18 protein-coding genes are annotated in these 24,523 nt (G+C 50.9%); 15 read left to right on the forward strand and 3 right to left on the reverse strand.

The features are described from left to right. The first annotated feature begins 94 nt into the window (after positions 1-94). The gene (locus BM412_RS03485; RefSeq protein WP_091214017.1) at positions 95-1,567 is read left to right on the forward strand and encodes a DHA2 family efflux MFS transporter permease subunit; all 1,473 of its coding nucleotides are present in this window, start codon (positions 95-97) and stop codon (positions 1,565-1,567) included. A gap of 66 nt (positions 1,568-1,633) precedes the next feature. Here BM412_RS03485 and BM412_RS03490 read toward each other — a convergent pair whose 3' ends face one another. Next, entirely contained in the window at positions 1,634-2,272 is a 639-nt protein-coding gene (locus BM412_RS03490; protein ID WP_177245640.1) for a phosphatase PAP2 family protein, read from the reverse strand. 126 nt (positions 2,273-2,398) lie between these two features. Here BM412_RS03490 and BM412_RS03495 point away from each other — a divergent pair, with 126 nt between their 5' ends. The 3 genes from BM412_RS03495 (at position 2,399) to BM412_RS03505 (ending at position 7,655) form a co-directional block, all read left to right on the forward strand. Then, positions 2,399-3,082 carry a response regulator transcription factor gene (locus BM412_RS03495; protein WP_091214023.1) on the forward strand — a complete coding sequence of 228 codons (684 nt, stop codon included), beginning with the start codon at positions 2,399-2,401 and terminating at the stop codon, positions 3,080-3,082. Then, complete coding sequence (locus BM412_RS03500; protein ID WP_091214025.1) at positions 3,075-4,484, forward strand: sensor histidine kinase; 1,410 nt, start codon at positions 3,075-3,077, stop codon at positions 4,482-4,484. Before BM412_RS03495 ends, BM412_RS03500 begins: the two co-directional genes overlap by 8 nt. 81 nt (positions 4,485-4,565) lie before the next feature. Continuing rightward, on the forward strand, positions 4,566-7,655 hold the full coding sequence (locus tag BM412_RS03505) for an efflux RND transporter permease subunit (protein ID WP_091214027.1): 3,090 nt from the start codon (positions 4,566-4,568) through the stop codon (positions 7,653-7,655). Positions 7,656-8,991: 1,336 nt separating this feature from the next. Here the strand turns inward: BM412_RS03505 and BM412_RS03515 are convergent. Together BM412_RS03515 and BM412_RS03520 are read right to left on the reverse strand one after the other, a co-directional pair. Next, positions 8,992-10,242, reverse strand: a complete 1,251-nt coding sequence (locus BM412_RS03515) for an MFS transporter (RefSeq protein WP_091214028.1) — start codon at positions 10,240-10,242, stop codon at positions 8,992-8,994. Between the two features lie 137 nt (positions 10,243-10,379). Beyond that, positions 10,380-11,252, reverse strand: coding sequence for a helix-turn-helix transcriptional regulator (locus tag BM412_RS03520; RefSeq protein ID WP_177245641.1), 873 nt, complete (start codon positions 11,250-11,252; stop codon positions 10,380-10,382). A gap of 147 nt (positions 11,253-11,399) precedes the next feature. Between BM412_RS03520 and BM412_RS03525 the strand changes: the two genes are divergently transcribed. The 11 genes from BM412_RS03525 (at position 11,400) to BM412_RS03575 (ending at position 24,309) form a co-directional block, all read left to right on the forward strand. Next, the gene (locus BM412_RS03525) at positions 11,400-12,230 is read left to right on the forward strand and encodes a phytanoyl-CoA dioxygenase family protein (protein ID WP_091214031.1); all 831 of its coding nucleotides are present in this window, start codon (positions 11,400-11,402) and stop codon (positions 12,228-12,230) included. A 157-nt stretch (positions 12,231-12,387) separates the two neighbouring features. Further along, positions 12,388-13,920, forward strand: coding sequence for an MDR family MFS transporter (locus BM412_RS03530; protein WP_256256097.1), 1,533 nt, complete (start codon positions 12,388-12,390; stop codon positions 13,918-13,920). After that, positions 13,917-14,384 carry a GNAT family N-acetyltransferase gene (locus BM412_RS03535; RefSeq protein ID WP_091214033.1) on the forward strand — a complete coding sequence of 156 codons (468 nt, stop codon included), beginning with the start codon at positions 13,917-13,919 and terminating at the stop codon, positions 14,382-14,384. Before BM412_RS03530 ends, BM412_RS03535 begins: the two co-directional genes overlap by 4 nt. A gap of 102 nt (positions 14,385-14,486) precedes the next feature. Further along, entirely contained in the window at positions 14,487-15,446 is a 960-nt protein-coding gene (locus tag BM412_RS03540) for a DMT family transporter (protein ID WP_177245642.1), read from the forward strand. A gap of 231 nt (positions 15,447-15,677) precedes the next feature. Next, positions 15,678-17,441 carry a sensor histidine kinase gene (locus BM412_RS03545; protein ID WP_143111557.1) on the forward strand — a complete coding sequence of 588 codons (1,764 nt, stop codon included), beginning with the start codon at positions 15,678-15,680 and terminating at the stop codon, positions 17,439-17,441. Next, positions 17,434-18,819 (forward strand): response regulator, encoded by a 1,386-nt coding sequence (locus BM412_RS03550; protein ID WP_091214042.1) that lies wholly within the window; start codon positions 17,434-17,436, stop codon positions 18,817-18,819. The genes BM412_RS03545 and BM412_RS03550 overlap by 8 nt, the downstream gene beginning before the upstream one ends. 176 nt (positions 18,820-18,995) lie before the next feature. Further along, positions 18,996-20,708 (forward strand): extracellular solute-binding protein, encoded by a 1,713-nt coding sequence (locus BM412_RS03555; protein ID WP_177245643.1) that lies wholly within the window; start codon positions 18,996-18,998, stop codon positions 20,706-20,708. Positions 20,709-20,796: 88 nt separating this feature from the next. Next, positions 20,797-21,696: an ABC transporter permease gene (locus BM412_RS03560; RefSeq protein WP_091214048.1), complete on the forward strand. Its 900-nt coding sequence runs from the start codon at positions 20,797-20,799 to the stop codon at positions 21,694-21,696. A gap of 24 nt (positions 21,697-21,720) precedes the next feature. Continuing rightward, positions 21,721-22,605 (forward strand): carbohydrate ABC transporter permease, encoded by an 885-nt coding sequence (locus BM412_RS03565; RefSeq protein WP_091214051.1) that lies wholly within the window; start codon positions 21,721-21,723, stop codon positions 22,603-22,605. A 25-nt stretch (positions 22,606-22,630) separates the two neighbouring features. Further along, positions 22,631-23,497, forward strand: a complete 867-nt coding sequence (locus tag BM412_RS03570) for a ChbG/HpnK family deacetylase (RefSeq protein WP_091214053.1) — start codon at positions 22,631-22,633, stop codon at positions 23,495-23,497. Between the two features lie 44 nt (positions 23,498-23,541). Continuing rightward, positions 23,542-24,309 carry an alpha/beta hydrolase gene (locus tag BM412_RS03575; RefSeq protein ID WP_091214056.1) on the forward strand — a complete coding sequence of 256 codons (768 nt, stop codon included), beginning with the start codon at positions 23,542-23,544 and terminating at the stop codon, positions 24,307-24,309. The last annotated feature ends 214 nt before the right edge of the window (positions 24,310-24,523 follow it).

Genomic DNA, 24,523 nt, shown 5'->3' on the forward strand with positions numbered 1-24,523 from the left:
TTGAGAATATTATATATCGTGACCAATCGGTTTTCAATAAAAACGATCGGTCACAGTATTTACAATAAGGATTTTATGGAGAGAAGGTAGAACGATGTCATCACCAACAGCAACAACATCATCATCCGAGTTTTCGATCAGAGCCATCATCGCACCGCTAATGGCAGTAATCGTCGGGATGATCATGGTCATTCTGGACAGCACCGTCGTGAACGTAGCGCTGGCGAAATTCCAGACCGAATTCGATGCGACCATCAACACGGTTCAATGGACATTTACCGGCTATACGCTGGCCTTGTCCGCCGTTATTCCCCTCGCCGGCTGGATGACCGATAAGTTCGGGTCTAAACGTATATTCTTGATTACGATTGCGTTATTTACGATCGGTTCCGTGCTTTGCGGAGCTGCTCAAACGGTTGAACAGCTTATCGCGTTCCGCGTCATTCAAGGGCTAGGCGGCGGTATGGTTATGCCAATCGGTATGGCGATCATTTTCCGTCTCGCACCGCAGGAGAAACGCGGCTCGGTCATGGGGATGCTGGGAATCCCCATGCTGCTTGCGCCGGCACTTGGACCGATTCTCTCGGGCTGGCTGATCGAAGCGGTCTCTTGGCACTGGATTTTCTTGATTAACCTGCCGATCGGTATCGTCGGCATGATCGTCGGCATCAAATATCTGCCGAATTTCGAGCAGAACAAAGCGCCTGCCCTAGATATCATTGGGATGATTCTAGCGCCAATCGCGTTTGCATCGCTCGCTTACGGGGTTAGCGAAGGCGGCCGCACAAGCTGGACAGCGGATAATACACTGACCGGTTTGATCGTCGGCGGCATTGCCTTACTGTTGTTCATTATCGTGGAGCTTCGTCACAAACAACCGCTTCTCGAATTGCGCGTTTTCCGTTCGTCCGACTTTACACGCGGCACATTGCTGGTGTGGATCGTTCAAATCGCCTTGTTCGGCGCCATGATTCTCATGCCGGTATTCCTGCAAAACATTCGTCATTATTCTCCGCTCGAAACGGGCGTTATTATGCTTCCGCAAGCAATCGGTTCGATGCTCTTCATGCCGATTGGCGGCCGTTTGTTTGATAAGATCGGTGCTCGTCCGCTTGCATTGGTCGGTCTTACGCTCGTTGGCGGAGCGATGTTCATGCTTCATAACATCAACGTGGATACGAAGCTGATTATGATCATTATCCCGCTCTTCATGATCGGATCGGGTATGGGGTTATCGATGATGTCCTTGAACACGCACGTGCTTAACTCCGCGCCGCGTCATCTCGTTTCCCGTGTTACGCCGCTTACGACGGCAGCGCAGCAAGTGGTTACCTCTTTCGCGGTTGCCGGCCTTACTGGCTATATGACAACCCGCGTCACCGATCATATGACGGCCGGCGGCAATCCGATCGATTCTGCGGTTAATGCCTACAGCGATACCTTTATGTTATCGTTTGGTCTGACCGTCTTTGGTATTTTGTTCAGCCTTCTGCTTCGCAAACCGAAGCCGCAGAAAGACATTGCAGGTGCCGAGCAGGTTGATCCTGCTATGATGATGGGACACTAAACGGCGACTAATTCAAAAAGCTGCTCCCCGGCGTCATTAGACGATGGGGAGCAGCTTTTTGCTCGTTTACATATTTGCGCGCTGCGTCATTGGTTTAGGCTTGCGAACCGTAGCGGTGCGCTCGATCATCATGACGAGTCGGTAGACGACATCGGCAAGAATAATGCCGGCGAATGCATCAAAGATGACATGTTGTTTGACAAAGAAGGTTGAGACAATAATAAGCGAAGACATACCGTAAATCAGTGTCTGATTGATTCGATTGCGGAAGCTGCTGGTATACAAAGCTTTAATCACCATGTAGCTGGAGAAGCAGTGAATGCTCGGGAAGCAGTTGAATGGTTCATCTCGCCCGTATACATAACCCAGCAGGCGGGTAAACGGATCATTCCCGACCAGTTCAGGCCGAGGGACAGTCGTTTGGAAGACAAGATAGATTCCGTAACAGATCAGCGCGCAAACCACATAGGTAATAAGCGAGCGCCTGTATACGGCGGGGTCTTTGATAAAGAAATAGATCAAACACAAATAAATATAAAAAATCCAAACCGAATAGGGCAGGACGAACACTTTAACGAGCGGAATCGCTCGATCCAGATCAGTCACCAAGCTGTAGACTTGGGCGCCGGGTCGATTCGTTAAAGCATACAGCCAGCCCATTACCGGAAAAATGAGCATACTGATCAGTGGCAAAAAACGTTTCATTGGATCCTCCCCTGAAAAAAAGCTTGTAGGCACTCTAGCAACTCTACTAGCAATCTTGTAATAATAAGATATTGTGGTTGCGGATGCAAGCACCAAAAGCATACAAAAACGTGAGGCGGTTCAGGAATGGTTAAAATTGCTCTAGTCGATGATGATGTACATATCCGAGAATTGGTCCGGCTTTATTTAAGCGACGAGGGTTTCGAAATAGTGGAATTCGCAAATGGCGAAGAAGCCTGGCTATATGTCAAGGAGAATCCCGTGGACATGGTCATTATGGACATTATGATGCCGCGCATGGATGGCTATGAATTGTGCAAGAAACTGCGGGAATCAGGCGATATGCCCATTCTCATGATTACGGCCAAAGGGGAATCCGAGGAGAAAATCAAAGGGTTCCAGCTGGGTACCGACGATTATTTAACGAAACCGTTCGACCCGATGGAACTGGTGGTCCGGGTCAAAGCGCTGCTGAAGCGATATAGGATTACTTCTTCCCAGATGGTCGCCATCGGGAGCATCGTACTCGACCGGATCGGCTATCAAGTCATTTATAAAGATACGGACACGGCCGTCACCATACCGATGAAAGAATTCGAGCTGCTGTATAAATTGGCGAGCCATCCGGGGCAATTGTTTACGCGGGCGACGTTGATTGAGCAGATATGGGGATTCGAGTATGAGGGTGACGAACGAACGGTGGATGTACATATCAAACGATTAAGGGAACGCTTTGCAGAATATGAAACTACGTTCCGAATTGTGACACTTCGCGGACTCGGTTACAGGCTCGAGGTGCTGAATGATTAAGTCGCTTTATGTGCGAACGGTATTAGTCTTCGTCGGAGTCGTCATCGCGAGCTTGATCTTTGGCTTCTTCTTGGCTACAAGGCTATATAGCAACAGTATTAAAGAGCTGGGGGAAGAGCAGCTGATCGAAAGCGGCAAGCGCATCATTATGATGATTCAGAAAGCGCCCGAAGCGCAATCTGCCGCCAGCCTGGATGAAGTCACGAGCAACATTGTGCTGATTCCGGTCTTTAAAGTGAAAATAGTCGACGAACGGGGCGCTTCCGTCAAATACGGCAGTGAAATCGATCCCAAGGCTCAGTTCTCGATTACGCCCGCACAATACGGACATGTCATTAAAGGCGGCATCTATAGAGGTACTTTACTAGCGAATCAAGAGGATAAACATGGCCCGGAGACGACATTGATCGGGCTGCCGTTTGAATTCCGCGATCGTCCCTATGCGTTGTTTATTTCTCCGGAGCTAAATGACTTGCTTGACGTCTTCCGCCGCGTGATGTTAACCGTTCTATTCAGCGTGCTCGCGACGGGAAGTTTGCTCATCCTGCTTGCCTCGCGGTTCATCGTCAAGCCGCTGCAGCGTTTGACACGGGCGACGAAACGGATGGCGCAAGGCGACTTCGGCATCAAGCTCCAAACCAAACGCAAGGACGAGATCGGCGCTCTGACCGCCAGCTTCAACGAGATGGCGAAGTCGCTCCGTATGCTGGATCAGATGCGATCCGACTTCGTAAACAATGTCGCGCATGAATTTCAGTCGCCGCTGACATCCATTACCGGATTCTCGAAGGCGCTGCGGACGAAACCGATGGATGAGGCCGGGCGCCAGCATTACTTGACCATTATCGAAGAGGAGAGTCAGCGGCTCGCAAGGCTGAGCGCGAATTTGCTGCGGTTATCCGTCCTGCAGCAGGATCAAGGTCCGGTACATCCCGTCTATTATCGGCTGGACGAGCAAATTCGCCGCATCATTATTGCAAGCGAGCCGCAGTGGAGCGTTCGAGGGATCGAATTCGAGCTGGAGCTTGAAGATTTGACCATCCACGGGGACAAGGATAGTTTGGATCAGGTGTGGCATAATTTGATTAGCAACAGTATCAAGTTTTCACAGGATGCAAGCTGCATTGAAATCACGCTGAAGCAAGTCGGCGAACTGGCTGTAATAACGGTACGAGACCATGGAAAAGGAATTCCGCCGGAGGAGCAGCAGCGCATATTCACCCCTTTTTACAAAGTGGATCAATCCAGGGATTATGCTGTTAAAGGAAATGGACTGGGTCTTTCAATTGTGAAACGAATTGTCGATCTGCATCATGGCGAGATCACGGTCTCAAGCGCACCGGGCGTAGAAACGGTATTTACGGTGCGACTGCCGCTGCATGCTGATGGCCATGTATCGTGATTTGTAATGTCCAGTACATATTCAGTTCAAACTTCTCCTGTATACTGACCTCTAGATAGAGAAAGAGGAGAGATAACATTCATGAGTTGGTTAAGTCGATTCAGTCTAAAGAACAGTGTAGCAGTCGTTATTCTCTGCTTGATGGTACTCGGGTTTGGCTTCTTCTCCGCCACCCAGATCAAGCAGCAAACCTTCCCGGACGTGGAATTCCCGGCCGTATTCGTACAAGTCGTCTATCCGGGAGCTTCAACGGAAGAAATCGAGTCCGAGATTACGGTGCCTGTTGAGGAAAGCTTACAGGGGCTCAAAGGATATGATGCCTTAACGAGCACCACTTCCGAGAATTCCGCAAGCGTCATTCTGCAGTATCCGTTCGGAACGAACATGGATGATAAAGTAAAGGATATTGAGGCGGCAATTGCGAAGCTTCAAACACCCGAGAAAGCCAAATTAACGATTCAACGTCTGAATATTAACGCGGCGCCGATCTATGAAGCGGCCATCTTCTCGTCGAAGGACGATCCGGCTGCCTTGCAGAAGGTGCTTGAAGAGCAAGTCGTGCCGAAGCTGAAGAAGGTTACCGGCGTTAGCGCCGTTGAGCTGAAAGGCGTCGTATCGCAAGAGCTTCGCATCGAAGTCGACAAAGATAAAGCCGCGCAGCACGGCATTTCGCTAAATGCGATCCAAACGGCGATCCAGCAGCTGGACTATGCGCTTCCGCTTGGTTCGGTAAGTCAAGACAGCACATCGATTCCGATTCGTCTTGTCGGTAAGCTATCTCAGCTTGATCAAATCAATAATCTTGAACTAAGCCCCGGAGCAGGCCTTGGCGCCGGAGCAGGTGCGGGAGCACCTGGTGCAGGAGGACAAGCACCTGCGGCGAAGGTCAAACTGTCGGATGTCGCTAAGATCACTACGGTCTCCACGCAGAATGAAATCACTCGTTTTGACGGCCAAGCCAGTTTCGTCGTTCAAATCGTGAAGACGCAGGATGCCAATACAGCAGAAGTATCCGATGAAGTGAAAGACGTATTGGAAACCTACAAGACTAAAGCCAACCTTGATATTCACCTGATTCAAGACCAAGGCGCTGAAATCAAGAAGTCGGTTTCCTCGCTAATTCGCGAAGGACTGTACGGTGCGCTGTTTTGTGTCATCATTATATTCCTGTTTTTACGCAATATACGGGCAACACTGATTTCGATCATCTCGCTGCCGATCTCCATTTTCGCAACGATTGCATTAATGAACGAAATGGGTTATACCCTGAACATTATGACGCTCGGCGGTATCGCGGTATCGATCGGTCGGATTGTGGATGACAGTATCGTTGTTATTGAGAACATCTACAGATGGCGTCAAGAGAAGGGCCGCGATATGAACGGCAAGGAGCTTGCCTACAAAGCGACCAAGGAAGTTATCGGCGCTGTGGGCTCCTCCACAATTGCAACAGTAGTCGTGTTTTTACCGCTTGCTTTTGTTACCGGGATCATTGGTGAGTTCTTCCGTCCTTTCGCAATCTCGGTTGTTATCTCGATCGTCAGCTCCTTGCTGGTTGCGATGATGCTCATTCCGGTGCTGGGCGCGAAATTCTTTAACCACATCAAGCCGCATAAAGAAGGCGGCAAGTTTATGGATTTCTACGAGAAACTGATCCGTGGTGCGCTTAAACGCAAAGTACTGGTGTTAATCGCCTCCATTGTGATCTTGATCGGTTCATTCGGAACGATTCCATTGCTTGGCGTAGCGTTCTTGCCGGCAGGCTCCGTGCCTTCGATCGGCATCGAATTGAAATTGCCAACGCAAAGCACCATTGAGCAAACGAATGAGGCTGCAGAGAAAGTAGAAGGTTACTTGAAGGATCTGAAAGGCGTCGACAATTATCAGGCTTCCATTGGCGGAGCGGATAATCCGTTCATCCAAATCGGTTCCACTTCGAACAGAGCCGCATTCACGGTTCAATTCGCAGAAGGAACGCCGATGGACACGATGATGGACGATGTCGGCAAGGATCTGAAAGAGCTGTTGGCCAAAGATGTACCTGATGCCACGGTTAATGTCAAAGAAGGCGAACAGAACGGCCCGCCAACGGGTACCAGCGTGGAAGTGAGCTTGTATTCCGAGGATATGGCTGCCCTCACGACAGCTTCGCAGCAAATTGAGAAGCTGATGAGCGCGAATACGGATATGAAAGATGTTACGAATAACCTGAAGGAAACGACGCCAAAATGGGTCATCTCGCTGAATCAAACCGCTAAGGATTTGAACGTGTCTGCGTTCCAAATCATGGGTGCCGTAAACGAGCAGCTGCGTCCGACGGATGTAGGCAGCTACGTGCTTGACAGCAAGAACTGGGATATTACGATGTCTTATGCGCAGCAAATTACATCCAAGGCGCAGCTGGAAGCTATTACGATTCCGACTGCAGCCGGCATGAAGCAGCTGAAGGATCTCGTTGAGCTGACTGAAACGATTGCTCCGATTGCGATCAATCATGAGGATGGCAAAATGTCCGCGAAAGTGACGGGCAACGTGAAGGAAGCCGACAAGACGGCAGCCGTAACGAAAACGATCACGGACGATATCGACAGCCTGTCGCTGCCAAGCAATGTAGAAATGAAAATCGGGGGCGGCCAGGATATGATCAACAGCGGCTTCCAAAGCATCGGTATTGCGATGGCAGCAGCGATCGGTCTTGTATTCTTGGTGATGAGCATGACCTTCGGCGGATTGTTGACGCCGCTGATCATTCTCTCCTCGTTGCTCTTCGTACCGGTTGGTTCCTTGGGTGCGCTTTTGATCACAGGCCAATCGTTATCGATGAGCTCCATGATCGGGATGCTGATGCTCGTAGGTATCGTAGTAACCAACGCAGTCGTATTGCTTGACCGCGTAGAGAAGAACCGCAAGGAAGGCATTCCGCTTCGCGAATCGCTGGTTGAAGCTTCGAAAACAAGGCTGAGACCGATTCTGATGACGGCATGCGCAACGATCCTGGCGCTTGTGCCTCTGGCGCTCTCGGAATCGACAACAAGCCTGATCTCAGGCGGTCTTGCGATTACCGTAATCGGCGGTTTGACCACGTCGACGCTGCTGACACTGATCGTGGTACCGGTCATTTATGAATTGACAGGTAAGCGTCGTAAGATTGAAAAAGAATTGGATTTGTAAAGGTTGGGAACGGAGCAGGTTTTATTACTGCTCCGTTTTTTTGTGTGTTTGTGTTCGCGGTTTGACGTGCGCGCCCCGCCACCACTCATAGTCGCCCCCAACCCCAACCCCAACCCCAACCCCAACCCCAACCCCAACCCCAACCCCAACCCCAACCCCAACCCCAACCCCAACCCCCCCCCCCACCCCAACCCCACCCCCAACCCCAACCCCAACCCCAACCCCAACCCCAACCCCAACCCCAACCCCAACCCCGCCGCCGCGACCGCCTCACTCCCTCCATTTCACAAGCAGGATGCTCTAACGAATCGTATAGGTCTTATTTGGCCCGAAATAACGTTGAAAAAATTCTAACGAATCGTAGAGGTCTTATTTAACGGTTTTTGCGTATTTTGGAGCCGTTTCACCCCAAATAAGGCTCCTACGATTCGTTAGATTTTCGGAGGCATGAAATTCGGCGAAATAAGGCTTCTACGATTCGTTAGAATTCGAGGCGAGCAGCAGTGAGCCGCCAAATCGAGCTCTCAGCGTCCAAACTATCCTCCAATCTCCCATTCCGGTAGCTGAAAGTCTCCAAATCGAACTCTCAACGTCCAAACTTACCTCCATCCTCCCATTCCGGTAGCTGAAAGTTCTCAAATCGAACTCTCAGCGTCCAAACTAACCTCCAATCTCCCGTTCCGGCAGCTGAAAGTCTCCAAAGCGAACTCTCAGCATCCAAACTTACCTCCATCCTCCCGTTCCTGCAGCTGAAAGTTCTTAAATTGAACTTTCAGCGTCCAAACTAACCTCAAATCTCCCGTTCCGGCAGCTGAAAGTCGCCAAATGGAACTTTCGACATCTCAACTAACCTCAAATCCCTGCTCCGGCAACACGCCTAACCCCCCATTGTTGTTTAGATTATCGATCGGAAAGCTTAATATGGGTAGTGTGTGGAATACGTGATGGAGTTGGTTTACTATGTACACTTCTTTTGTGAGGGTTCGAGATGGTTAGTTAGAGAAACGAGCGGGCCAGGTGGAGTGCAAAGGCGTTCGAGATGGTTAGTTAGAGAAACGAGCGGGCCAGGTGGAGTGCAAAGGCGTTCGAGATGGTTAGTTAGAGAAACGAGCGGGGCTAGGCAGAGTGCAAAGGGTTCGAGATGGTTAGTTTGAGAAACGAGCGGGGCCAGGCAGAGTGCAAAGGGCTCGAGATGGGTTAGTTTGAGAGACGGTAGCAACTATTTCTATGGTCATTATCGGAGTGGAAGGCTGGAGACGAGAATAAGGGAGCGGCGATTTTAGACCAAAAAAAGAAGCTGAGCGCACGGATAACCGTGTTCCCAGCTTCCAATCGCTTAACGGGATACTGTGGCTGTGTTTTGCTGCATTTCAGTCGCCGCTTGTTTCTTCATCCATCGCTGATTAATCAGCGAGTGAATAACGAAGAATAGCGCCGATGCAGTCGCAGTAATGACAGCCAGCCAAGCTACCGGCGTCAATTGGCCGATATCGTACAGATGGCCCATCATGTATGGACCGAGGACACGCCCCGCGGAGCCGATGCCGCCGGCAATTCCGAGGTAGAACGGAGCTTGCTTGCCGCCGTTCTCACTTAGGAATGCGGGAATGGCCGGCGCGATCAGCATCTCGCCGAAGGTGGTGAGCACCATGCCGAGGACCATACCCGGGAAGCTGTGAAACATGAGAATGGCAGCATATCCGGATAAATAGAACAAGGCGCTGGCTGTCAGCTGAGCCGTTATGGTTTGAGCGGCTAACCGCTTGATCAGGCTGATCAGCGGCTGTGCGACGAAGATCAGAATGCCGTTCAGCGTCCAGAGGTAGCCGAACATCTGCTTCGGAAGCCCTTCGCTGATGATGAACGGGGAGACCCCGGTATTCCAAATGCTGTTGCCCAGATTGAGCAGCATGGCGCCAACCGCCATGAACAGATAGACCCGCACATCCAGGAGCAGCGCCCAAACACTTTCATTTTGGGGAGACAGCCGTTTCATCTTCACCGCTGCCGTATCGCTGCCAGTTCCCACTTGCTTCAAGTAGAACAAGAAGAAGATGGCGAAGATAGCCGACGTTACGCCGTTCATCGAGAAGCTGAGCGAGTAGGAAATGTCGGCAAGGAAGCCGCTTAGCGCAGTTCCGATTGCAACACCGATATTGTTTGCGACATAGACGATGTTGAACAGCTCACCACGCCGATCCGCGAAGCGGAAGCCGATGAACGCTTGAATGGCCGGCATCGACAGTGCGTTGAACAATCCGATCAGCCCCATCATCGCGATAAAGACAGGCCAATTATGGCTAAGCACCGGAAGCAACAGTAAACCTGCCGCATTTAGAGCGAGTGCGCCGATGATCAGCTTTTTCACGCCGACTTTGTGATAAAGCGCGCCGCCGAGCAGCTGTCCGGCGATACCGCCGATCGATTGAATGAGAATGACAAATCCGGCATCGGTCATGCTGCGTCCGAGCTCATCGAAGACAAACATCGTCACAAGCGGCCACATCAGCGCGCTTCCGATCGCATTAATCAGACTGGCAGCAAGAAAAACTTTGATTTCCTTCGGGTATTGATTAAGTATACGCATAGATGGGTTCTCCTGTTGTTCTCCTGTTGAAATGCACACAATAAGCCTTCATTATACTCGATTACGGCGAATCGAGGGAGACCCGGAATTTTCCACACAGCCACAGAGGCCTCATTGGCAGCGCCAAGCTCTCCCATTTAGGAGGACGAACGCCAGCTGGAAGGCGACACCCCGATATATTTCTTAAACACCGTCGCAAAATGCTGACTGGTCTTGTAGCCGAGGTCGAGCGCGACTGCCGTCACGTTGGCGCCGGGCTGACGAAGCAGCTCGCAGGCTCGGTTGATTCGTATACGGTCCATATAGTTGGCCGGCGATTGGCCGTGCAAATTGTGAAACAGCCGATAGAAGTGCGACTCGCTGACGCCTGCGAGTGCGGCGAGCTCCTTGTTGCTCCAGCGACGCTCGGGTGCGGCGTCGATTTGGGCGGTAAGCGCAAGCATCGATTCTTTCAGATCGAGCGGAAGTTGACGGGCTGCGGCAGGCGGATAGAGCAGCTGCAGCAGAATATCGACCAGATGATGACGCACGCGGAACGCCGCGCTGTGTTCTTCTGCTTCCAGCAGGCTGCGGAGCTTGTAGAATTGCTCGCGCACGCGGCTGTCTACGGAAACAATGCGGGGCAGCTGCTGCAAGGCTTGATGGATTTGATGCCGGTCTTCATCGTTGAACGACAACCAGCCCGGATAGTCGGCGGGATCGCGTAAGATGAACCACCAGATACTGCACGGCTCTATAAAATTCAGTCGTGCGCGATGCCATTCTCCGGGGCGGGTATGGAAGATTTGTCCCGTAAAGGAGGGATAGTAATCGCCATCGACTTCCCACGTTACCCGGCCATTATCGACGTACACAAATTCGTAGCAGCCATCGTGTTGATGATCCGCAAGCGGGGAGGCTTCCTGGAAACGGTCATAGCCCAGCATCATTAGCTCGGGAAAGTCGATCCGACGATTGGCGGCGTGATCGTTTATCTCCCAGCGAACCGCATCGTTTCTGACTTTAGCCATAGGGAATCGCAGCTCCATTCGTGTCTAATTATCTCTTATGTTTCTAATCCTATTTGATAGGTTTTCGGAAGTCAACGACAGCGGCCATGCTCTACAATGAAAGCAGTTGCAACAACTATGATGAGAGTGAAAGAGGTGTCTTACGTAATGGGAGTTATTGATTACAACATTACCGAAGAGGATAAGAAACGCTTTAATACTGATGGCTACTGGATCAGTCCAAAGCTGATCGATGATGATACAATTGCACGGCTGCGTGATGCACATGAACGAGTATGGAGCAGAAAATATGACGGCCATGGCATGCCAATGCACCACTTCCACATGCAGGAGAATCCGTTCGCACTGCGTAAATTCGACAATGGTTGGTGGATTAACGATGAGATCCGCTCCGTCGTGACCGACCGCAACTTAGGTAAAATGGCTGCCGAGCTTCTCGATGAGGAATCGATTCGGCTGTGGCATGACCAGGTTATTTATAAACCGGGCACAAACGGTCAAGAAACGTCCGCGGGAAATGTAGGCTGGCATCAAGACTACGGTTACTGGCGCTGCAGCAGCACGGCCAATATGTGTACCGTTTGGATCGCTTTGCAAGATACGGATATGACGAACGGCGGGATGATGACGATTCTCGGTTCGCATAAGTGGGGAGCGGTAGAAGGCAGCGATACGTTCTTCGATCAAGACATGGGCAAGCTGAAGGCGAAGTTTGCAACGCGGGATTGGGTTGAGGAGCCGTGTATTCTGAAGGCTGGGCAGGCTAGCTTCCATCATGCGCTCACCTTCCATGGCTCAAGTACCAACTACAGCCCGGATCCAAGGCTATCTGTCGTTGCGCATTTGATGCCGGGCCATACGTACTTCCGTGAGCACAGTCAACGTCACCCTAATCTGATTCACTTAAGTGCGCGCCCGATTCCCGGAATGAAATTCGATAACGAAGAATTTTTCCCTACGTTATATTCCAAATCTTAAAACGGCATCCTATAAAACGACCGGAACATCCTTCGTGAGGCGGAGGAAGTCCGGTCGTTTTATAATGTATAATGAGCTGGTGTCTTTTGTTAATATTCCGTTCACAAAGATGGATTACGATGGAACATGAACATCAAGAAAAGGGGGCTTAACGGCTTTGAAGCAAAAAGAAAGCAATAAAACATTAATTTTGATCGGGTTGATGATCGGGGTCATCTTCGCAGAGCTTGACGAAACGGTTGTTTCGACGGCGATGCCCACGATTATCCGCGATCTGGGCGGATTAGCGCTGTATGGCTGGGTTGGCGGGGTCTATATGCTCGCCATGACTTCCTTTATGGCCGTACTCGGCAAGCTGGCCGATTTGTACGGACGCAAGAAGATTTACTTACTTAGCATGGGCTTATTCATTGGAGGCTCCATTATTAGCGGCCTGGCGCCATCGATGGAGGTGCTGCTCATTGGACGGGGGATTCAAGGGATTGGCGCAGGGGGACTCATGCCGCTGGCGATGGTCATCTTCGGCGATACGTTCCCGGTTGAACAAAGGGCCAAGATTCAAGGGTTATTCGGTGCTGTCATGTTTATTCCGCAGCTGCTCGGACCGCTTGTCGGGGGATATTTTGCCGAGCATATTTCATGGCACTGGATCTTCCTCGTGAATATTCCGGTCGGCGTTCTGGCTGCGTTCATCTTATCGCTCGGACTTCAGGAAACGAGGGTGGAGCGCAAAGTCAGCGTCGATTGGTACGGGGCCATAATTCTGGTTGCCGCGTTAGTCAGTTTGCTGCTAACACCGGTGCTGCATCAGACAGAGGGCTATGCGTGGACAGAACCTGTCATGCTTAGTCTCATGGGAGTCGGAGTGCTCTTGCTTGGATTGTTCATTTTCGTGGAATCCAAGGCGAAGGAGCCAATCCTGCCGCTTCATCTCTTCAAAAACCGCAATTTCGTCGTGCTGTCATCGCTCGTATTCGTCTTCATCCTTGCCGTAATGGGCGCACTGTCTTCGTTCCCGTTCTTTGCGCAAAACGTGCTGGGGCTGACGCCTACGGCGGCAGGCTACCTGACGCTTCCGCTCATGGTGGGCGCGATCGCGGCAAGCGTAGTAGCAGGCCGGTTGATGACCAAATTTCCTTACCGCAACATCTATGGCATTTCGTTTATTCTTCCGGTCATCGGTTTCTATCTCCTGTCGACGACGCATGTGGATACGCCGATTTACATTTTCGTCATTTACTTCATTATTCTCGGACTCGGTTTCGGTACGTTGTTCGGCAATCAGCTGATCGTACAGGAATCGGTTGAGAAGGAGCACAGCGGGATTGCGCTATCATCCGTAACGCTCTTCCAATCCATCGGAATGACCATCGGTTTCAGCTTGTTCGGCTCCGTACTTGCCGCTAATGTCACGTCCGGACTGAAGGGCTTGGCCGGTTCCATGACGGCAGATCAAGCGGCAAAGCTGGGCGATATCTCGACGGGGGCGATTCCCCAAGATATCGATCCTACGCTGCTCGAACAAATCAAAATTGTCTTCGCCGACGCATTTACGCATCTCTACTGGATCTCGTTCGTACTCGCTATCGTATCCTTCCTGATCTGCTGGCTCTTGAAGAAGGAAGTGCTGGTGACGAAGAAGGATGACGAAGCAGGGGCACAAGAAAGCGTGTTGGAAGCGACGCTATGATCAAGCAGCTCGATCTCACGAATCCATCCGTTGCGCAGCAGTTCCTGGATGTTCAATTGCCTTCTTACCGAATCGAAGCCGAGCTTATCGGCTTCGATGGCATTCCCGGTCTTCATGACACGATTGAGAAGCTTGGGAAATGCCAAGAAACCTTCTTCGGCTGCGATGTCGAAGAGGAATTGGCCGGCGCGATTTCCTTTAAATTAGAGGAGGATGGCAGCGTAGTTGATATCCATCGACTCGTTGTCCATCCGAATTATTTCCGCAGAGGAATCGGCGAAAGGCTCGTCCGATTTGTCCTGGAAGCCTTTCGGAGTCAGGCTAACTCGTTCATCGTAGCAACGGGAGCCGCGAATACACCGGCGAAACGACTGTACGCTAAGCTTGGCTTCGAGGAAGTTCGAGACGTGGAAGCGGCGCCGGGATTATTCATCACAGAGTTCACCAGAAGAGGAGATTGCTGAGCTGTTGCAGCCGGCCATCTCCTCTTTGCTTTTGACATTGGCAGGGGAGGAGGGGATGACCTACAATAAGTGGGACGATTGGCGACGGGAGAGATGAAGCGGTTGAAACCTTCAAAGGCAGCACTTGCTCCGCTTGGTAGACAAGGCGTGAGCGCATATTTTCTACTTGGTATTATCGCGTTTCTGTGGGGGCTTAATTATGCAGTCGTACGGGTGGGTTTGGAGTCGCTCGATCCGATGCTATTCTTGGTTCTGCGCTTCGGCGTGTCCGCAATACTTATGTTCGGCCTTCTCAGATGGAAGGAAGGCAGCGTTGGCATTAGCCCGGGCGATCTGTGGAAATTCGTTGCTCTTGGAATCATTGGCACAACCATGCTGGAGAGCTTCGTGGTGGTATCCATCGATTATACGACGCTCGCGAATTCGTCTATTCTAAGCATCGCGCCATGGCCGATCTTCGCGGCGATCTTTGCGCCGATCTTTACGAAGGAGCGCATCAGGCGATCGCTGATCGGATACGGTTTGGTATCGATGCTGGGCGTCATTCTGGTCATCTTGGCAGGGGGCAGCTTCTCGCTGGATTCGGACCTGCTGCTTGGCAATTTGCTTGCGTTCTCCGTTAGCATCTGCGGTGGATTCTACTCTGCAGCCTGTATACCGATCCTCAAGAAATATTCGGCGCTGCGGATGACCACTTGGATGTTCAGCTTCGGTACCTTGTTTATGCTGCCTTTTACAACCAAAGCTTGGGGAGCAACCGATTGGACCGGGATGGGCTGGTCAACAATCGGGGCGCTTGCATGCAATATTTTTGTCATCACGATCATCTGCTTCCTCCTGTGGAATAAAGCCATGCCTCAGATCGGCGCAGCAAAGGCAAGCTTCTATCGGTATTTGACGCCGCTTGCGGCAGCTTTGTCCGGCGTGTTATTTTTCCAAGAGCCTGTCTATTCCGGACAACTCGTTGGCGCTTGTTTGATGTTCATGGGTTTGATCGGCATCAGCCTGCCGGCGACCAGATCGGGAACGGTGAAGCGGAAAGCCGGAAGCAGCCTAAACTAGCCCATACGCAGCAGGACGTAAGTATAAATGATTCCTCGCCTGCAAATACTTTCATTACCGAAGCTGTCGGAGTTGTTCAATGCATGAACTAGATGTAAAATAGTTGAAGCATCAGGAGCCCCTTCAAGCAGCAATGGCAGAGCGGATCAACCATAAGCTCATCCTCACCTCCTTGTTCGTAAAGCTGATGCTTTGCGTGCATGGAGGTTTTCTTATTTGAAGGAGGACGTTATGACATTTCGAAGCTCGAAACGCAAGCTTGATCTGCTGCCTTATACACTGAAGCACCGGCTGTTCGCCATGCTGGCGCTGTCCGTTATTATTCCGCTGACCCTAATTGGACTCATCTCCTTCTATGGAATCTACAATGTGCTTCAGAACAAGGTGGAGAAAGGAGTCGAGAAGAGCTTGGAGCAAGAGCGCAAAGGGATCGAGTCCATATTAAGCAACTTGGATTACTCCTCCCGCCAGCTCGCTTTCGAAGGGAAGGTCGGCAAAGACCTTAAGAGCTACCTGACGACAGCCGATCCGCTCGACCGCAAAGAATTAGCCGATGAAATCGAGGATTATATCTCCTTGATTAATTACACGAACCCGCTGCTCGGGTTAACGACCTATTATTTGCCCGATACGAAGCAGTTTCTGTTTGAGAATTTATATATCAACCCCAAGCTCGACATAAACGACTTTGCGAAGATCAACCAGAATACGACCAATTTTACGATTCACGGCCCGCATCGCACCTTATATACGAACAGCCGCAATTCCGTCTTCTCGATTATGCGGCAAACGGAAACGAGCTCCGGTGACAAGAGCACCGTGCCGATCTATGTCTATATTGAGACGAATGTTTCGGCAATCACGAGCCTGTTCAACAATGATCCCTATGGGATGCCTGTACGGCATTTGATGCTGGATGCGAAAGACCACATTATCTATAACAGTCAGGAAGACACCGAGTTCCCGATTGGTGCCGATATCACCTCCATTAAAGATCGACTCGGAGATCGATTTGTCTTCTTTGAAACCTCAAGCAACTTTGGCATTAAAGTCGCAGTCGTGATTGACCGTCATGACTACCATAAAGAGATGAACGCTTGGCTGAAGCGCTTCGCAGCTATTGGCATTCTATCGCTTGTGATCGGTTTAGTCATTGGTTGGATCATCTGGAGCATGATCTATGGACCGCTGCAGCGCATTCGGAAGCAGTTCAAGCTGCTTGGCGAGAACCGCTTCAATGAGCCGCCGGTTTCCCTTCATATGAAGGAGTTTGACGAGCTGCTGTACCACTTCTATGAGATGCGCCAGCGCATTCGCGAATTGATGTCAGAGATCGAACAGAAGGAATCGCGGAAAAGACATCTCGAAGTCGAGAAGCTCATGTACCAGATGAACCCGCATTTTATCCATAACACGCTTAATACGGCGCAGTGGCTCGCTCGCATTAACGGTCAGGACGAAATTGTCCGGCTGCTGATGATATTTACGCGCGTGCTCAATTACAATCTGGGCAAGGAAGGCAAGATTGTCACCGTCGGCGATGAAATCCAGACAGTCAAAGACTACATGGAGCTGCAGCAAATCAGATACAACCATAAGTTTAACGTGGAGATCGAGGTAGACGAGGGGACAAGCGCGATTGAAATGCCTCGGTTTATTTTGCAGCCGCTTGTTGAGAACGCCCTTTATCATGGTTTCAAGCAAAAGGATGGCACGATTACCGTAAGGGTAAGCAGGGCAGACGAAGAGCATCTGTTCATCAGTGTGAAGGACAATGGGGAAGGCATGTCGCAGGAGGTTATCGAGAAGCTGTTTCATTCCAATGACCCCAACCGCCGTAAGGTCGGTCTTGGGATTGGGCTTAATTTTGTCAATAATAGTGTGAAAATGTACTACGGTGATCCGTATGGACTCGAGGTAACCAGCACGATCGGAGTCGGTACGGAAATGCGGCTGCTGCTGCCGATCACGGTGAAGGAGGTGTGGGATGATTAGGACATTGATCGTAGACGATGAACATTTGGTCCGCAAAGGATTGGTCTTTACCGTTCCTTGGAAGGAATGCGGTTTTGAAATTGTTGCTGAGGCTGACAATGGGGAGAGCGCGCTCGACATTATCGATCGGGTACCGATCGACCTGCTGCTGACCGATTTGACGATGCCGGTCATGGATGGTTTTGAATTAATGCGCATTGTTAAGGAGCGTCACCCCGCGGTACGGACCGTTGTGCTGACCTGTCATCAGGATTTTCATTTTCTGCAGGATGCGATGCGCCTCGGCGCCATCGATTATGTCGTGAAGACCGACATTGCCGATAATGTGCTCGAAGAAATGCTGCTGCGCATATCCGAGCGAATCGCGGCGGAGCAAGCACAAGGCGGTCCGGCTGAAGCATCCGGGCAGGCGAAGCAGGCTGAATCCCGAGAGTCTCTGGTCGTTATGATACCGGAGCGGGTTACACCGCGAGCACGACCGGCAGGTTTGGAAGGCGCCGTTCAAATTCAAGATTCGATCTGGATGGTTCCCGGCAAAACCAGTTCCGAAATCGATGCGCTGCTGTCTCGGATCGAAAGGGAAGGCGAAGCGGACAAACTCTGTTACGCGCGCGTAACGAATTGGCCGGATAAGCCGAGAACTTCGGATTGGCTTCCGGTGCTGAAGGAACGCATGTTTTATGAGTCCTATGCAAACGATGAATATATCGTTTCCCTTTCGGAGCTCATCGGCGAGAAGCCAAGCACGATGGATGTGCCTGCCGATATCCGGCAAGCTTGGCGCAATCAGCGCTGGTTGTTTGATAAGAAAGAGTTCGAGGATTTGCTGCTGGCTATCCGCGATAACAAGCCTTCCTATCGCAGCGTCGTGACGATGTTCGAAGAATTGGCGGCCGCTTGGGATTTGATCGCCGTCAACAATCGGTTGTGGCCGGACTGGCGCATGGCGACAGCGGCTTTCACCACGCTTGTTGAATGGCAGCGCTGGTTCGAGCAAGCGTCAATAAGCATCACGCAGTACGCCAGAAGTCGCGGATTCTCGAACGATGTGTTTATCGCGATCATGCGTGCACTTGAGATGCTGCATACGGATTCAGGTGAAAGCGCCAATCGTACGGAGCTGTCCGCGAAAGTGAATCTCAGCCAGAGCTATTTCAGTACGATATTCAAAGAGATCATCGGCAAGTCCTTTCATGAAGCGGTTAAGGAAGCGCGGCTGGAGAAAGCCAAGCAGATGCTGGTCCGGCATGCAGATATGCCGATCTATTGGATCGCGGAGAAGACAGGCTTCCAAGATGAGAAGTACTTCAGTAAGATATTCCGGCTGCAAACCGGCATGGTGCCATCGGAGTTCAGAGAACGTCAATTACGGCGGTAAGGTAGAAAAAAAACGAATGCAGGTGAGAAAAAAGTCGTCTGGCGTCGACAATGTTGTCCGATAGGCAGACGTTCTTCTCCCGTGCATAAGTCCCGATTCTCTCACGATTCGGCTTGATGCGGCGGTATGATGGTCATGTACCAAATAACATTAAACAGCCGAAAGAAGGGGTAGCATTGAAAAAGGCAGCATTGTTGTCGGCAGTAGCATTAATGCTTGTTGTAACCGCTTGCGGAGATAAAACAAACGAGACCGCAAACTCGAACAACTCGAATAACACACAAGCGGACGCACCGGCAAACACGCCGGTAGAGAAAGCGGATCCGTTTGGCAAATACGAAGAAACCGTTGAGTTTACGACAATCGTAAACAACAACCCTGAGGCAGCAAAGAAGTTCCCTGAAGGGGAATCCTTCGAAAACAATAAATACAAGTCCTACTTGGAAACATCCCTTAACGTAAAATCCACGCCGCTTTGGGAAGCGAATGGATCGGCTTACTCCAATAAATTCAACCTCATGATCGCAAGCAACGATCTGCCGGACATCTTCGTTGTAGAGAACATCGACAAGACTCCTGCAAAAACACTGCTGAAGCGGATGTACGATGCAGGCATGCTTGAAGACCTGACTACGGTTTATGAGCAGTATGCAAGCGACGCGGTGAAGGAAGTTAATAAATCGGTAGACAACAAAGCGCTTGAGAACGCCTCGTTCGACGGCAAGCTGTACGGCCTGCCAAGCGTTAACGATATGAACAACGCACAGATGGTTTGGATTCGCCAAGATTGGCTGGACAAGCTGCAATTGAAAGCTCCTACGACAACGGATGAGCTGATGGCTGTTGCCAAAGCGTTCAAAGAGCAAGATCCGGACGGCAACGGCAAAGCAGATACGCTTGGTCTGGCTGTGCAAGGCGCTCAATTGTTCAACAACGATCCGTTTACGTTGACAGGTTTCGTATGGGCAGAGAACGCGTTCCCGAACATGTGGGTCAAAGACGCTTCCGGTAAGCTCGTTTACGGATCGACAACGCCTGAAATGAAAACAGCGCTTGGCAAATTGGCGCAAATGTACAAAGAAGGCTCGATCGACAGCGAATTCGCGCTTCGTGACGGTAACAAGACAGCTGAATTCCTGGTTAGCGACCGTGCTGGTATGATGATGGGCATGTGGTGGAACCCGTACTGGCCAATCGGCGGTGCCATCGACAACAACCCTAAAGGCGAGTGGAAAGCTTATCCGATTCTGACAGGCGACCATGTTAACGTAGGTAACGAGTTCTACTCCAATTCCTTCATGGTTGTTAAGAAAGGCTATGCACACCCGGAGCTTGCCGTGAAAATCATGAACACGATGAAAGCAAACTCGACGAAGAAAATTCCTGAGCTGCTTGAGCTTGAAACGACAGGCATCTACAAAGCAAGCGATTCGACTAGAAACCAATGGGGTCTGAACGCGCAAATTTCCCCGGCATTCCCGGATACAACAGCTCGTACGGTTAAGAAATTCGATGAGATTTTCGCTGGTACGGCACAAGAAGGCATTCTTGATATCGCGGAGAAACCGATCTTCGATCAAGTGAAATCCGAGAAGGACAATCCGAAGAAAGACCTGAACAACTACAAGACGTTCCTGGCTTGGATGGAAGGTAACGGCGTAGTATCGCATAACAAGCTTAACAACGTATTCAACGAATTCACTGGCACAACACCAACCATGGAACAAAGCAACACGACGCTTACTGACCTGCAAACGAAAGTGTTCCTCGAAATCATCATGGGCAAGAAGGATCTTTCGGAATTCGACAACTTCGTAACGCAGTGGAACAAGCTGGGCGGCGAGAAGATCACGGAAGAAGTAAACGCGGAATATACAAAAACGCACTAAGGCAAGTTCAAGCGGATGGTGAAGGAAAGGCGTTAATCCTAACGGTTAACGCCTTTCGTTTCCTAAGCGGGATGGGAGGATTATAGAGATGGCAAAGCTGTGGCAGAAGGAATCCATACATTTTCATATCATGCTGTTGCCTGCACTCGCATTGGTCTTGATTTTTCAAATCTATCCGATGTCAGGCATCGTATTGGCATTCAAAGATTTTGTGCCTACCAAAGGAATCTGGGGCTCGCCGTGGGCAGGCTTCAAGCATTTTCTCTTCGTGCTCGACAACCCGGAAAGCGCCACGATTTTGCGCAACACCTTAATTATTTCGTTCGGTAAAATCATTACCCTCATTATTGTGCCGGTCATCTTCGCACTGATGCTCAATGAAATAAGACTGCGCTGGTTTAAACGCACCGTGCAAACCGTCGTCTATCTGCCTCACTTCCTGTCATGGGTAGTCGTAGCCGGTATTCTCAAAGATGTGCTTTCGCTTAGCGGTCCCGTTAACTGGGTGCTGCACAGCTGGTTTGGCTTGGATCCGCAAATGTTCCTCGGGAGCAATGAATGGTTCCGCACGATCATCGTGTCATCCAACGTATGGAAAGAGTTCGGTTTCTCTACGATTATCTACTTAGCGGCTCTCACCAACATCAACCCTTCGCTGTATGAAGCGGCTGAAATTGACGGAGCAGGACGTTTCCAAAAACTAATGAATATTACATTGCCGGGTATTGCGATGACCATCGCGCTGCTTGCTACACTTAGTCTTAACGGTGTACTTAATGCGGGCTTCGACCAGGTCTTCAACATGTACAACGTACTGGTCATGGAATCCGGCGATATTATTGATACGTATGTGTACCGCTCAGGGCTGATGTCCGCCCAGTATGAGATGGCAACCGCGATCGGATTGCTTAATTCCGTCGTGAGCTTCATCCTGGTTATTTTGACTTATACGATGGCCTATCGATTTGCTAATTATCGGATCTTCTAGTGTATACAAGCGAGGTGAAAAGGTATGGTTCAAAATAAAACGCTCGGTTCGCGGTCATTCGATGTGCTGTTGCTGCTGTTCATGGCAGTTATCTCTCTTCTGTCCGTTGCGCCTATTATTCATACGCTGGCGTTGTCGCTGAGTAAAGCTTCCTTCGCTATGGCCGGACAAGTTTTTCTGTGGCCGAAAGGCTTTGATATCAGCTCTTATCAAAAAGTGTTCACGGATAAGCAATTCTTTCTCTCTTTCTGGGTTTCGGTAAAACGTACCGTCACTTATACTGGATTTAGCTTGCTCGTTACTGTATTGATGTCGTACCCGCTATCACGGGAAACCAGACAGTTCAAATCGCGGAACGTCTACATGTGGGTATTCGTATTCGTCATGATGTTTAACGGAGGTCTCGTGCCTACGTATCTGACAATCAAATCCCTCGGCATGATGAACAACTTCTGGGTGCTGATTCTGCCGGGTCTAGTTAACGTGTATAACGCTATTCTGGTGATGAACTTCTTCCGTAACCTGCCGAAGGAATTGGACGAATCGGCTGGTATGGACGGAGCGGGCGCTTGGCGCAAGCTCGTTCTCATTTACTTGCCGCTATCGCTGCCGGTACTTGCAACGATTACGCTCTTTAACATCGTCAGCACCTGGAATGAATACTTCTCGGCGATGATCTATGTGACGAAGAGCAACTTGATTCCACTGCAAACGTATCTGCAGCAGGTCGTTGTAACGATCGATCCGACGAAAATCACCACAGAGAACGTAAGCCAGCTTACGAAAGTATCGAGCGAGACGCTTAATTCGGCTAAAATCGCCGTAACGATGCTGCCGATTCTCATTATTTATCCGCTGCTTCAGCGCTATTTCATCACGGGGATAACGATGGGTTCTGTCAAAGAATAAATCCAACGGGAAACGAGGATCTTTCATGACGAACAGTAAGAACAGTACGAATGGTACGGGGATTGCGGAAAGTGCAGTTTCTTTAATTGCAAGAGCCGATGATTGCGGCAATAGCGAGTCCCATAACTTAGCGATCGCGGAGAGCTGCAAGCACGGCATCGTGCGCAACGTCTCCGTGATGGCGACAGGCGCCGCGCTTGATCACGCGGCGGCTTTGTTTGCCGGAGACCGAAGCATCTGCTTCGGTCTTCATGCTACGATGAACGCGGAATGGGAGACGTTCCGCTGGAAGCCGCTGCTCCCGGCATCGGAAGTATCGACACTTGTCGATGCCGATGGTTATTTCATGCAGCATCCGGGGCTGTGGCTTGCCGCGCCGCCGGATGTCGAGCAGATTTTAAACGAGATGAAGGCGCAGCTGGACAAGCTTCGAGCAGCCGGATTTGAAATTACGTATGCCGATTCGCATATGTTCTTCGAGTGGGCGGTTAAAGGGCTTGATGCGGCTTTAGACGCATGGTGCGTGCAAGAGGGGCTTATCAGTCATCGTCCGTTTACGGGCAGATTGCCTGAGATTGGCGGAGATGGTGCGGGAGCGGGTTCGAGCGCAGGTACAGGTCAGGGTGCGGGCGAAGACGTAGAGGCGGGGGATCCGGTGGATCAGTTCGTCGCTCGGCTGAAGCACGCCGCGCCGGGGCAGTATTTGATCGTCGGCCATCCCGGCTATGACGATGAAGAGACTCGGGGCTGGGGAAATTCGGATTATCCGGGTACGAAGGTTGCGCAAGATCGCCACTGGGAGCGTTTGATGTTTACGGATAAGCGTGTATTGGACACGGTTCAGAGCGGCGGAGTACGGTTGCTTCGTTATGATGAGGCTCAGGCGCTATAGAAACGATTGCGAATTCCATCGCAGCTACAGGAGGAGAATGAACGATGGCAGTCATTCATATGGATTTTTTTTCAAGCGTATTGGGGATGACCTCCTCGGTGTCCATCGTGATGCCGCAGGACGTGCAGCCGGGCGAGAAGCTGCCGGTGCTGTACATGCTCCATGGTTTGAGCGATAACGAAAACACGTGGCTACGCCAGACGACCCTGGAGTACCAGCTTTCCAAATACCGCATGTTCGTCGTCATGCCGAACGTGCACCGCAGCTTCTACTCCGATATGGCGCATGGCCGGAAGTATTGGACGTATGTGAGCGAGGAGCTTCCGAAGATCGTGAAAGCGATGTTCCCGATTTCGGACCGCAGAGAAGATACCTTTGCAGCCGGCTTATCGATGGGCGGTTACGGCGCAATGAAGCTGGCGCTGGCTTATCCGGAGCGTTACGCTGCCGCGGCAAGCTTCTCCGGCGCGCTGGATATCCGCGCGATTGAGAATTTGTTTGAAGGCAGCGAGTTCGCCGATATTTTCGGTGATGTAGCAGGCACGAAGGAGCATAAGGACGACTTGTTCCACCTTGCGAATGTCGCAGCGAAATCCGGCAAAGAGCTCCCTGCGCTGTACCAATGCTGCGGCACGGAGGACTTCCTCTATGCCGACAATATCCGCTTCTTAAACCATATCAAGACGCTGGGCATCGAGCTCACGTATGAGGAAGAAACAGGCTTGCACGAGTGGGGCTACTGGAACATGAAGCTGCCTCGTGTGCTGGAGTTTCTTACCGGTGCAGCGAAGAAGGATGCTGTAACGACATAGATTGATGTAGAGATGCCCGCTGGTCGATTCGTTGACTCGCGGGTGTTTTTGTTGTTGTGGAGGGAGTCACTCGCCGCATTTGCAATCTCAAACACGATGCCCTCCGCCCCCGCGCACCAAGCATCCTCGCACCACCCGAACCCACGAATCCACGAATCCACGAATCCACGAATCCACGAATCCACGAATCCACGAACCCGTCGAACCCGTCGAA

Origin of the sequence: Paenibacillus sp. BC26 (assembly GCF_900116125.1) — a bacterium.
In the GTDB taxonomy this organism is placed as follows: domain Bacteria; phylum Bacillota; class Bacilli; order Paenibacillales; family Paenibacillaceae; genus Paenibacillus_Z; species Paenibacillus_Z lignilyticus.